Origin of the sequence: Arthrobacter pascens, assembly GCF_030816475.1 — a bacterium.
GTDB classification, from domain to species: Bacteria; Actinomycetota; Actinomycetes; order Actinomycetales; family Micrococcaceae; genus Arthrobacter; species Arthrobacter pascens_B.
The window spans coordinates 2,727,322-2,739,240 of record NZ_JAUSXF010000001.1; the positions used below are offsets into that span (position 1 = coordinate 2,727,322).

General features: G+C 65.6%; 11 protein-coding genes. 3 read left to right on the forward strand and 8 right to left on the reverse strand.

The window, feature by feature from the left end; translation table 11 throughout:
• Positions 1-60: 60 nt before the first annotated feature.
• Positions 61-459 carry a RidA family protein gene (locus QFZ40_RS12515; protein WP_306904753.1) on the forward strand — a complete coding sequence of 133 codons (399 nt, stop codon included), beginning with the start codon at positions 61-63 and terminating at the stop codon, positions 457-459.
• A gap of 238 nt (positions 460-697) precedes the next feature.
• On the opposite strand, the gene argH is transcribed toward QFZ40_RS12515, so the two are convergent.
• The 8 genes from argH to argC form a co-directional block, all read right to left on the reverse strand.
• Positions 698-2,125 carry an argininosuccinate lyase gene (gene argH / locus QFZ40_RS12520; RefSeq protein WP_306904755.1) on the reverse strand — a complete coding sequence of 476 codons (1,428 nt, stop codon included), beginning with the start codon at positions 2,123-2,125 and terminating at the stop codon, positions 698-700.
• Positions 2,126-2,130: 5 nt separating this feature from the next.
• Complete coding sequence (locus QFZ40_RS12525) at positions 2,131-3,336, reverse strand: argininosuccinate synthase (protein ID WP_306904756.1); 1,206 nt, start codon at positions 3,334-3,336, stop codon at positions 2,131-2,133.
• A 94-nt stretch (positions 3,337-3,430) separates the two neighbouring features.
• Complete coding sequence (locus QFZ40_RS12530) at positions 3,431-3,964, reverse strand: arginine repressor (protein ID WP_306904757.1); 534 nt, start codon at positions 3,962-3,964, stop codon at positions 3,431-3,433.
• Positions 3,964-5,001, reverse strand: a complete 1,038-nt coding sequence (argF, locus tag QFZ40_RS12535) for an ornithine carbamoyltransferase (RefSeq protein WP_306904758.1) — start codon at positions 4,999-5,001, stop codon at positions 3,964-3,966. Before argF ends, QFZ40_RS12530 begins: the two co-directional genes overlap by 1 nt.
• Positions 4,998-6,284 carry an acetylornithine transaminase gene (locus tag QFZ40_RS12540; RefSeq protein ID WP_306904759.1) on the reverse strand — a complete coding sequence of 429 codons (1,287 nt, stop codon included), beginning with the start codon at positions 6,282-6,284 and terminating at the stop codon, positions 4,998-5,000. The genes argF and QFZ40_RS12540 overlap by 4 nt, the downstream gene beginning before the upstream one ends.
• Positions 6,281-7,270 (reverse strand): acetylglutamate kinase, encoded by a 990-nt coding sequence (gene argB / locus QFZ40_RS12545; protein WP_306904760.1) that lies wholly within the window; start codon positions 7,268-7,270, stop codon positions 6,281-6,283. The genes QFZ40_RS12540 and argB overlap by 4 nt, the downstream gene beginning before the upstream one ends.
• Positions 7,271-7,303: 33 nt before the next feature.
• The gene (gene argJ / locus QFZ40_RS12550; RefSeq protein ID WP_306904761.1) at positions 7,304-8,470 is read right to left on the reverse strand and encodes a bifunctional glutamate N-acetyltransferase/amino-acid acetyltransferase ArgJ; all 1,167 of its coding nucleotides are present in this window, start codon (positions 8,468-8,470) and stop codon (positions 7,304-7,306) included.
• On the reverse strand, positions 8,467-9,498 hold the full coding sequence (gene argC / locus QFZ40_RS12555) for an N-acetyl-gamma-glutamyl-phosphate reductase (protein ID WP_306904762.1): 1,032 nt from the start codon (positions 9,496-9,498) through the stop codon (positions 8,467-8,469). Before argC ends, argJ begins: the two co-directional genes overlap by 4 nt.
• Positions 9,499-9,680: 182 nt before the next feature.
• Here argC and QFZ40_RS12560 point away from each other — a divergent pair, with 182 nt between their 5' ends.
• On the forward strand, positions 9,681-10,775 hold the full coding sequence (locus QFZ40_RS12560; protein WP_306904764.1) for a fatty acid desaturase family protein: 1,095 nt from the start codon (positions 9,681-9,683) through the stop codon (positions 10,773-10,775).
• A gap of 84 nt (positions 10,776-10,859) precedes the next feature.
• Positions 10,860-11,825, forward strand: a complete 966-nt coding sequence (locus tag QFZ40_RS12565; protein WP_306904766.1) for a quinone oxidoreductase family protein — start codon at positions 10,860-10,862, stop codon at positions 11,823-11,825.
• Positions 11,826-11,919: the final 94 nt, after the last annotated feature.

Consider the following 11,919-nt stretch of genomic DNA (forward strand, 5'->3'; position numbering starts at 1 on the left):
TTGCACGGCAGGGACCGGGCTCAGGGTGGCCAATGTCAGCGGCTCATGCCATCGTGAGGCATGACCATTGAACGCATCCGCCCCGAGGGGCTTGTCCGCAGTCCAGCCTTCAGCCACGTCGCCATTGTGCCGCCGGGTGCGACCACCATCTACGTTGGTGGCCAGAACTCCGTCGCTGCCGACGGTTCCCTCGTCGGGGAAGGCGACGTCGCGACACAGTCCACCCGCGCCCTGGAGAACGTCAAAACTGCGCTGGCCGCCGCCGGCGCCACCATCGACGACGTCGTGCAGTGGACGGTGCTGTTCGTTGACGGGGTCGACCTTGCGGCGGCATACAACGCCATCGGGTCGGAGCTTGCTTCGGACGAGCCCGCCTTGGTGACGGGGGCTCGAGTCGCCGGGCTGGGCGTTCCGGGGGCGCTGGTCGAGATCGGTGCAGTCGCCGCCGTCGTTCGATAATGGCCAAACACGCTGCACCTGCCCGGTAAATCAGGGAAGTCCCGGCGCTGGAAAGTCCTGTGGGTGTTGCCCGTTTCTCCGCGTTCGTCACGGTGACGTGCCGGCGTCTGCGGATAACGCCGCCGTCGTTCTTGAAACATGAGTGCATCAGAAGATCCGATGCCACACACGAGAAGGCCCCGGACCAGCTTCTACTGGTCAGGGGCCTTCAGCGGGTTAGGCTCGTTTCGGCGATCCCCTATCCGGCGTACTCCCGCACACCCGCGAGCTCGGCTTCCAGTGCGACGAGCTGGCGTTCGACGGCGGCGGGCGCCGTGCCGCCCTGGGAGTTGCGGCTGTTGAGCGAACCTTCGGTGGACAGGACTGTCCGCACCTCGGGGGTGAGGTGATCCGAAATCGCGGCAAATTCCTCGTCCGTCAGGTCCCACAGCTCGACGTCACGGCTTTCGGCCTGTTTGACGGCGGCACCGGACAGCTCATGCGCCTCGCGGAACGGGACACCCTGGCGTACCAGCCATTCGGCGATGTCAGTCGCCAGTGCAAAGCCCTGGGGCGCCAAGGACTCCATCCGCTCCGTGTTGAACGTCAGGGTGGCGAGCATGCCGGAGACAGCCGGGAGCAACAGCTCAAGCGTATCCGCGGCATCAAAGACGGGTTCCTTGTCCTCCTGCAGGTCGCGGTTGTACGCGAGCGGCAGGCCCTTGAGGGTTGCCAGCAGCCCCGTGAGGTTGCCGATCAGGCGCCCTGCCTTGCCGCGGGCCAGTTCCGCCACGTCAGGGTTCTTCTTCTGCGGCATGATGGACGATCCGGTGGAGTAGGAATCGTGCAGGGTCACGAAGGAGAACTCCTTGGTGGCCCACAGGATGACTTCTTCGGAGACCCTGGACAGGTCCACCCCGATCATGGCCGTGACCCAGGCGAACTCGGCGAAGACATCGCGGGAGGCCGTGCCGTCGATCGAGTTGTGCGTCGCCGAGAAAAAGCCGAGGTCAGCCGCAACCGCCTCCGGGTCCAGTCCCAGCGAAGACCCGGCAAGGGCACCTGAACCGTATGGCGAAACACCGGCCCGCTTGTCCCAGTCCTGAAGCCGCTGCACATCGCGCAGCAGTGCCCAGGCGTGGGCGAGCAGGTGATGGCTGAGCAGGACCGGCTGGGCATGCTGCAGGTGCGTGCGGCCTGGCATGGCCACACCCTGGTGCGCCCTGGCCTGCTCCACCAGCGACTCGATGGTTGCCAGCACGCCGCGGGCGATGATCCGGGCGTGGTCCCGCAGGAACATGCGGCCGAGGGTCGCCACCTGGTCATTGCGGGAGCGGCCGGCGCGGAGCTTGCCGCCCAGCTGTGTCCCGGCGCGTTCGATCAGTCCGCGTTCCAGCGAGCCGTGCACATCCTCATCGGACTCCGCCGGCAGGTACGCACCGGAAGCCACGTCCTCGTCCAGCTGCGCCAGGGCGGAGAGCATGCCCTCAAGCTCGGAATCGTCCAGCAGTCCTGCCTTGTGGAGCACACGGGCGTGCGCCTTGGACCCGGCGATGTCATAGCGGGCCAGCCGCCAGTCGAAATGCGTGGACTTGCTCAGCGCCGCGAGGGCATCCGCGGGGCCGCCGGCAAAGCGGCCGCCCCACAGAGCACCCGTGTTGGTAGCTTCGGTCTTTTGCTCAGCCACCGGGGCTACTGTCCTGCGACCCGGATATCGCGGCCGGAGGCAACCTTGGCGGACATGCCCCACAGCTCGATGAAGCCGCGCGCCATGGACTGGTCGAACGTGTCGCCGGTGTCGTAGGTGGCGAGGTCGAAGTCGTACAGCGATGTCTCGGAGCGGCGTCCGTTGACGATCGCCTGGCCGCCGTGCAGCACCATGCGGATGTCGCCGGAAACGTACTTCTGGGTGTCTTCGATGAAGGCGTCCAGGGAGCGCTTGAGCGGGGAGAACCACTGTCCGTCGTAGACCAGCTCGGCCCAGCGCTGGCCGACTGTGGCCTTGAAGCGGGCCTGCTCGCGCTCGATGGTGATGTCTTCGAGGTGCTTGTGGGCGGTGATCAGCGCCATGGCTCCGGGGGCCTCGTAGATTTCGCGGGACTTGATGCCCACCAGGCGGTCCTCGACGACGTCGATGCGGCCCACGCCCTGGGCACCGGCCCGGCGGTTGAGTTCCTTGATGGCCTGAAGCGGGGTGACCTTGACGCCGTCGATCGCGACCGGGACACCGGCTTCGAAGGAGATGGTGACCTCGTCCGGTGCCGGCGGGAACTCCGGCGTGGCCGTGTAGTCGTAGATGTCCTTGGTGGGCGCGTTCCAGATGTCCTCGAGGTAGCCGGTTTCGACGGCGCGTCCCCAGACGTTCTGGTCGATGGAGTACGGATTTTTCTTGGTCGTCTCGATCGGCAGTCCCTTTTCCTCGGCGAAGGCGATGGCCTTGTCGCGGGTGAGGGCGAGGTCGCGGACCGGGGCGATGCACTTCAGGTCCGGGCCCAGGGTCTGGATGCCCACTTCGAAGCGGACCTGGTCGTTGCCTTTGCCGGTGCAGCCGTGCGCGACGGTGGTGGCGCCGAACTCGCGCGCGGCCTTGACCAGGTGCTTGACGATGACGGGGCGGGAGATGGCGGAGACCAGCGGGTAGTGGCCCTGGTAGAGGGCGTTGGCCTTCAGGGTGGGGACGCAGTACTCGTTGGCGAACTCGTCGGACGCGTCGGCCACATAAGCTTCGACGGCGCCGCAGCCCAGGGCGCGCTGCCGGATGGTCTCCAGGGATTCGCCGCCCTGTCCGACGTCGACAGCCACGGCGATGACCTCGGCGCCGGTCGCTTCGCCGATCCAGCCGATGGCTACGGAAGTATCCAGGCCGCCGGAGTAGGCCAGAACAATACGCTCAGTCACGGAAAATGCTCCTCATGTTGGGTTGGTAGTTGATTGTCTCGGACGTTCTAGGGGAATTCTTTACTGAAAGCCTGTCACAGACGGCGGCGGGCCATTACTGGCCGCCGGCTTCCTCTGCGAGCTGCAGGAACCGCGCAGCCAGGTCCTGTCCGCCCTGGGGGTCCCGGGAGACCAGCAGCACGGTGTCGTCCCCGGCGATGGTCCCCAGGATCGAAGGCATCACGGAATGGTCGATGGCCAGGGCCAGGAAATTGGCCGCCCCCGGCGGAGTCCGCAGGACCGCGATGTTCGCCGAGGCTTCCGCCGTGACCAGGAGTTCGCTGCACAGCCGGGCAAGCCTCGCGTCAAGGATTTCCTGGCTCACACCGCTCTTGGCGGCGCGTTCGCCGCCCTCGCCCGGAACGGCGTAGACCAGGACGCCTTCCTTGCCGCGTACCCTGACGGCGCCAAGTTCCACAAGGTCCCGGGACAGCGTCGCCTGGGTGACCTGCACGCCGTCGTCCGCCAGCAATGCCGCGAGCTCCGCCTGGGAGCGGACGGATTCACCCGTCAGGATGGCGGTGATCCGCGCCTGGCGGGCGGTCTTGGTGGCCGGGCTTGAGCCCGGCTGTGCAGGTTGGACGGACACTAGAACGTGCTCTCCCCGGTGCCTTCGACAGGAGAAAGTCCGTCCACGAAAGCCAGGCCGGAGCGGTGCATGAGCCACGCCATCAGTGCCTTCTGGGCATGGAGCCGGTTCTCGGCCTCGTCCCAGACGATCGACTGCGGGCCGTCGATAACGCCGGCCGAGATCTCATAGCCCCGGTAGGCGGGCAGGCAGTGGAGGACGACGGCGTCATCCGCCGCGTGTTCCATGGCCGCCTCATCGACGGAATAGTCCCGGAACAGCTGCATCCGGGCTTCCTTTTCGGCTTCCTGGCCCATCGACACCCACGTGTCGGTGGCCACGACGTCGGCGCCCTTGAGGGCCTCGGCAGCATTGGTGGTGACCAGCACCGAACCGCCTGTTTCGGCGGCCCGTGACTCGGCTGCTGCCACGATCTCCGGGGCCGGCAGGTAGCCCTCAGGCCCGGCGATGCGGACGTGCATTCCGGCCGTGACACCAGCCAGCAGGTAGGAGTTGGCCATGTTGTTGGCGGCATCGCCGAGGTAGCTCATGGTGAGGCCCTTGAGCTCGCCTTTGTGCTCCTTGACTGCCAGCAGGTCTGCCAGCAGCTGGCAGGGGTGGTAATCGTCGCAGAGAGCGTTGATGACAGGCACCCTGGAGTTCTGCGCCATTGCCACGAGCCCGGAGTGCGCCCCCGTGCGCCACACGATGGTGGAGACCATACGCTCCAGGACCTTCGCGGTGTCCTCCACGGATTCCTTGTGCCCGATCTGAGCCTCGCCCGGATTGATGATCAGGGCATTGCCGCCCATGTCAGCCACTCCGGTGGCGAACGATACCCGGGTGCGCGTGGAGGTCTTGTCGAAGATGACAGCCACCGTCCTGCGGCCGTTCCCGTCTGCGGCGTACGGCTGGACGCTGTACGGTGCGGCCTTCATCCTGACGGCGAGCTCGAGCACCTCGGCCTGCTCGGCCGGGCTGAGGTCAGTGTCCTTGAGGAAATGCCGGGTTGTGATGGCTGAAGGAACTGTGGTGATTGAGGAATCTGCGGTCGTCACTGGGCGTCCTTGGCTGTTTGGAGGATGGCCGGGAAGGCCGCGAGGAACGTGCTGGCCTGGTCCTTGGTCAGGACCAGGGGCGGAGCGAGCCGGATCGTGCGCGGCCCGGGGCTGTTGACGATGAACCCTGCTTCCAGGCCGGCGGTCACCACGGCAGGAGCGACGTCGGCGTCGAGGTCGAAGCCGATCAGCAGGCCCTCCCCCCGGACTTCGGTGACGCCTTCAATGCTGGCCAGCCGGGCCCGGAGGTGCTCCCCCACCACGTCAACGTTCTCCAGCACTCGCTGGCTTTCGATGGCGTGCAGCGTGGCCAGTGCGGCTGCCGTCGCAACCGGATTGCCGCCGAAGGTGGTGCCGTGCTGGCCTGCAGACAACAACGACGACGTTCCGTCACCGAAGGTGATCAGGGCCCCGATGGGGAAGCCGCCGCCCAAGCCCTTGGCGAGCGTGACGGCATCGGGCATAATCCCGGAGTCCTCGCTGGCAAGCCACTTGCCGGTCCGGCCAATTCCGGTCTGCACCTCGTCCAGGATCAGCAACGCCCCTACCCTGGCAGTCAGCTCCCGTGCTGCCCGGAGATATCCGGGCGGCAAGGGGCGCACGCCCGCCTCGCCCTGGATCGGCTCCAGGAAGACCGCAGCCACGCTTTCGTCCACAGCATCCTTGAGTGCCTCCACGTCGCCGAACGGGATGTGGACCACGCCGCCGGGCAGCGGCTCGAACGGTGCCCGGTAGGCTTCCTTGGCGGTGAGGGCAAGGGCGCCCATGGTCCGGCCGTGGAAGGCTCCCTCAAGCGCAATGATCTTGGTCCGCTTCTTGTCGCTGCCGCCCGTATTGCGCCGGGCCAGCTTAAAGGCGGCTTCATTGGCTTCGGTGCCGGAATTGGTGAAGAACACCTTCGAGCCCGCGGGGGCGTCCGTCAGGTCCAGCAGCTTCTCTGCCAGCGCGATCTGGGTGGGGCTGGTGAAGAAGTTGGAGACATGTCCCAGTGTGGCCAGCTGGCTGGAGATCACGGAGGTGACAAAAGGGTGGGCATGACCCAGGGCGTTGACGGCGATCCCGCCGAGCAGGTCCAGGTACTCCTTGCCGTCGGCGTCCCAGACCAGGCAGCCGGCACCGCGCACCAGCACACGCTGCGGTGTGCCAAAGACGCCCATCAGGGATGTGGAATAGCGGGCCAGCCAGTCGGCACCGCTGGTGTGGCCTTTGCCGTCGACCAGGTCTCCGACTGGTGTTTTCTCAAGTGTTCCGGCCGCGTGGGTTCCGGTGCGTGTCTGGTTCATGGGGTTACTCCTGCTGCTTCGTTGAGTACGTCTCCGTCGGGGACCACCTGCGTGCCGATGCCCGCGGTGGTGAATGTTTCCAGGAGCATGGAGTGCGGGAGCCGGCCGTCCACGATGTGCGCCTGTTCAACGCCGCCGTCAATGGCCTTCAGGCACGCCTGCATCTTGGGGATCATGCCCGATTCCAGTGATGGCAGCAGCCGGCGCAGTTCGGAGGCTGTGAGCGAGGAAATGAGCGAGGACCGGTCCGGCCAGTTGGCGTACAGGCCTTCAACATCTGTCAGGATGACCAGCTTGGACGCGTTCAGTGCCTCGGCAAGGGCAGCGGCTGCCGTGTCCGCGTTGACGTTGAGTACCTGCCCGGTGGTCTGGACGCGCTGGTCCGGCTGGAAACCCTGGCCGGCCCCGCCGTCGTCCTCAATTTCCGGTGCGACGGTGGATATCACGGGGATGCGTCCGGCCGCCAGGATGTCCAGGATGCCTTCGGGGTTGACGCCCACCACTTCGCCCACGAGGCCCAGGTCAACTTCCTCGCCGTCGATGACGGTGCCGGTCCGGACGGCGCGCAGGAGCCCGCCGTCTTCACCGGACATTCCGACGGCGTAGGGTCCATGGGAGTTGATCAGGCCGACGAGTTCGCGTCCCACCTGGCCGGTGAGGACCATCCGGACCACGTCCATGGCCTCCGGCGTGGTGACCCTGAGCCCGCCTTTGAATTCGGATTCGATGCCCAGGCGGCCGAGCATGGCGTTGATCTGGGGACCGCCGCCATGGACCACCACGGGATGGATCCCGACATGGTGGAGGAAGACCACATCCTCGGCGAAAGCACGGCGCAGCTCGTCGTTGACCATGGCATTGCCGCCGTACTTGATCACCATGGTGGTTCCGGCGAAGCGCTGGATCCACGGCAGGGCCTCGATCAGGGTGCCGGCCTTGCTCCGGGCGTCAGTCATGGACGTGGTCTCACGGGTCTGGGTGTTCATGGGGTGCAGCATCTCCAGGTTTGGCTGGTTGATCTAGCTTGAGTAGGCGCTGTTTTCGTGCACGTAATCATGCGTGAGGTCGTTGGTCCAGATGGTGGCTTCCGCGTCGCCGGCCTGAAGGTCTATCTCCACGTGCACTTCCCGCGGTTCCAGGTCCACGAGGTTGCGGTCATCGCCGATGCTGCCGTTGCGGCAGATCTGGATCCCGTTCATGGCCACATTGAGCTTGTCCGGCTCAAAAACGGCGTCAGTGGTTCCCACAGCAGACAGGACCCGGCCCCAGTTGGGATCCTTGCCGAAGATGGCCGCCTTGAAGAGGTTGGACCTCGCGACGGAACGGCTGACAATTTCGGCGTCCCGTTCGCTGGCCGCGTTGAACGTACGGATGGCGATGTCGTGGCTGGCACCTTCGGCGTCGCCAATCAGTTTGCGCGCCAGTTCGGCACACACCTGGGTGAGGCCGGCACCGAACGCCTCGGCAGAGGGCACGGCGCCGGATGCACCGGAAGCCAGCAGCACCACAGTGTCGTTGGTTGACATGCAGCCATCAGAGTCGGCACGGTCAAAGGTGACCCGCGTGGCGTCCCGAAGGGCGAGGTCAAGCAGTTCGGGAGCGACCTCAGCGTCAGTGGTGAGCACAACCAGCATGGTGGCCAGGCCGGGGGCCAGCATGCCTGCACCCTTCGCGATGCCGCCGATGGTGAACTCCTGGCCGTCGCCGTTCATGCCGATGAACAGAGCTGCCTTTGGTACGGAGTCAGTGGTCATGATGGCAAGGGCCGCCTCGGGGCCGCCATCCGTGCTGAGCGCCGTCGAGGCTGCCTCGATGCCTGGCAGGATCTTGTCCATCGGCAGCTGCTCGCCGATGAGGCCAGTGGAGCATACCAAAACGTCGGTCGCCGAAATCTCCAGCACCTTGGCCACTTTTTCGGCGGTGCTGTGGGTGTTCTGGAATCCTTCGGGCCCGGTGCAGGCATTCGCACCGCCGGAATTGAGGACAACGGCGTCCACCCGGCCGTCGGAGACAACCTGGCGTGACCAGTGGACGGGAGCGGCTGCCACCCGGTTGCTGGTGAAGACGGCGGCGGCTGCCTTGGAGGGTCCGTCGTTGACTACCAGGGCGAGGTCGGGTTTGCCGGATGCCTTCAGTCCGGCAGTGATGCCGGCAGCCCGGAATCCGAGGGGGGCTGTAACGGTCACGGGGCAACTCCCTGCAGGTTGAGGCCGGCGGTTTCTGCCAGCCCGAGCGCGATGTTCATGGATTGCACAGCGCCGCCTGCAGTCCCCTTGGTGAGGTTGTCCAGGACACACGTGACGATGACGCGGCCAGTGTGTTCGTCCAATGCCACCTGCATGGCGGCGTGGTTGGATCCAACAACGGACTTGGTGGTGGGCCACTGCCCTTCCGGCAGGAGGTGCACAAACGGCTCGTCGTCGTACGCGTCGGCCCAGGCCTGGCGGACGTCGGCTGCTGTGGTTCCCGCCTTCACCCTGGCTGTTGCCGTGGTCAGGATGCCGCGGCTCATGGGTGCCAGCGTAGGGGTAAAGGAAACAGTCACACGTCCACCGGCGGCATTGGACAGGCCCTGCTCGATTTCCGGAGTGTGGCGGTGTCCGCCTCCCACCCCGTAGGGGCTCATCGAGCCCATCACTTCCGATCCAATCAGGTTGACCTTCGCCGCTTTGCCCGCACCGGACGTACCGGAGGCGGACACAATCACCACATCTTCGGGCTGAAGCAGTTGGGCTGTGAAGCCAGGCGTCAAAGCCAGCAGGGCCGACGTCGGGTAGCAGCCGGGAACGGCGATGCGGGTGGCGCCCTTCAGCGCCTCGCGCTGGCCGGGAAGTTCCGGCAGGCCGTAGGGCCAGGTTCCGGCGTGGGCCGAGCCGTAGAATTTTTCCCAGGCGGCAGGATCCTCCAGCCGGTGGTCCGCCCCGGCGTCGATTACGACCGTGCCTTCGGGGAGCTGCGCGGCAATCTCGGCGGAGGCGCCGTGCGGCAGGGCGAGGAACACAACATCGTGGCCCGCCAGGTTCTCCACGGTGGTGTCTTCCAGGAGCCGGTCCGCCAGCCCCAGCAGATGGGGCTGCAGTTCGCCGAGGCGGGATCCTGCATTGCTGTGCGCGGTGATGGCGCCGATGGTCACGTCCGGGTGTCCCGCCAGGAGGCGCAGCACCTCTCCCCCGGCGTAGCCACTCGCCCCGGAAACGGCAACAGAAATAGTCATGCCTTGAATCATACAGCAAACAGCAAAAGTATTCATGCTGTCCGATAATTATGCATGACCTTGGAGTTGCTCGGATAAAGAACGGCGCGACCCCTGCCGTATGCTGGACAAAGGGTGATCCTGACCGTGCAGTCCGAGTGTCGGCTGCAGCGTTGCCCGTAACTGTTACGAGGCCCCGTTACATGACCGCCACCCTCCTTACAACTGAACGCCCTAAATCGCGTATCCGCCAGCCCAACGCCGTCGTCCTGAGCTATTCGGAACTGCTGAAGTCCGTCAAGGCCGCGGGTTTGCTGGAACGCCGGGTTGGTTTCTACGTCACTGTCTTTGCCAGCCTGGTGCTCCTGATGGCGGCCACCTGGTTCGGTTTCGCCCTGATCGGTGACAGTTGGTTCCAGCTCCTGATCGCTGCGGCCCTGGGAGTCCTTTGCACCCAGCTGAGCTTCCTGGCCCATGAGGCCGGGCACCGCCAGATCTTCGCTTCACGCCGCGCCAACGACTGGTCCGCCAGGCTGCTCGCCACCTCTGTGGCCGGGATGAGTTACTCGTGGTGGGAGCAGAAGCACGGAGCCCATCACAACCACCCGAACGTGATCTCCAAGGATCCGGACATCATGGACAGCCCCATCGCCTTCCACACCGAAACCGCGGCCGCCCGTCAAGGATGGCTCTCGTCCGTCCTGACGCGAAAGCAGGGCTGGTTCTTCTTCCCGCTCCTCCTGGGCGTGGGCCTGGGCCTCCAGATCGATTCCGTCAAGTTCGTCTTTCGCCGCGCCAAGGTCACGCACCGCTGGGTTGAGCTGCCCATCCTCGTCGTCCGGCTCAGCATCCTGCCCATCCTCGCCTTTTCATTCCTGCCGCTGGGGATGGCCTTTGCCTTCATCGCCGTGCAACTCGCCGTTTTTGGTTTCTACATGGGTGCCTCGTTTGCACCCAACCACAAGGGCATGCCTGTCCTTCCCGCAGATAGCCGGGTGGATTTCTTCAGCCGTCAGGTGCTGACGTCCCGGAACATCTCGGGCGGCTTTTTTATGGATATCCTCTTGGGCGGCCTGAACCGCCAGGCCGAGCACCACCTGTTCCCGGACATGGCCCGGCCGCAGCTGGACAAGGCTGCAAAGATTGTCCGTGAGTATTGCCACAAGCACCAGGTCCCCTACACGGAAACGACGCTGCTGCAGTCCTACGGCATCATCGTCCGCTACCTCAATGACGTGGGGCTTGCCGCCGGACGCCACTTCGAGTGCCCGATGGCCACGGTTACCCGCCGCTACTGAGCGAGGCTGGCGTTCCGCCCGGGTGTCCCTAGGATGGTCTGAGGATCCGGGCAGGAAATCCCGTGCCGGAGGAGGAGAGCAGCCATGACGCATGCAATCGTCGCCCGGCAGCAGGGCGGCCCCGAAGTACTGGAGTACGCAGAGGTTGAGCCGCCCGTTCCCGGGCCCGGCCAGGTGCTCATCAAGGTGGCCGCCGCCGGCGTCAACTTCATTGATACCTACCAGCGCGGCGGCGTGTACAAGGTTGAATTCCCGTTCACACCCGGGTCTGAAGCCGCAGGAACGGTTGAGAAGCTTGGTGCCGGGGTCGAGGATTTCACGGTGGGCAGCCGCGTGGCCACCGCCGAAGGCTCAAAGTGCTATGCGGGTTATACCGTCGTGGACGCCGCAAAGGCCCTCCCAGTGCCGGAGGGCGTGGACGACCTGACGGCGGCGGCGCTCCCGCTGCAGGGCATGACCGCGCACTATCTGATCAATTCCTCGTTCCGGGTGGAGCCAGGCCACACCGCCCTCGTCCACGCAGGTGCCGGCGGCGTAGGACTGCTCCTGATCCAGCTCCTCAAGGCTCGCGGCGCACGCGTCATCACCACGGTCTCCTCCGGTACCAAGGAGGAGCTGGCCCGGGCAGCCGGGGCCGACCATGTGCTGCGCTATGCCGGCTTCCCGCATCATGTCCGTGACCTGACTGACGGAAAGGGTGTGGACGTGGTGTACGACGGCGTCGGCAAGGACACCTTTGACGGGTCCCTTTCCTGCCTGCGCATCAGGGGTTTCCTGGTCCTTTTCGGTGCGGCTTCCGGGCCCGCCCCGGCTTTCGACCCGCAGCGGCTGAATGCTGGAGGATCGTTGACCCTGACCCGTCCTACACTGGGGCACTTCCTCCTGAACCAGCAGGAACGCCGGTGGCGTTCCACAGAAATTTTCGGCGCGGTTGCTGACGGAAGCCTCAAAGTCAGGGTGGGGTCCACGTATCCCCTTGCAGACGCCCGGCAGGCCCACGAGGACCTTGAAGGTCGGCGCACCACGGGCAAGGTACTGCTGATCCCCTAGGTGCGACTTTGTCTGCAGGGGAACAACTCCCATTCCGCGCCCCAGAGGTTACGGCCGGGAAAAACGCAGGCGAACCCGCGGTGGACGGCCGGCA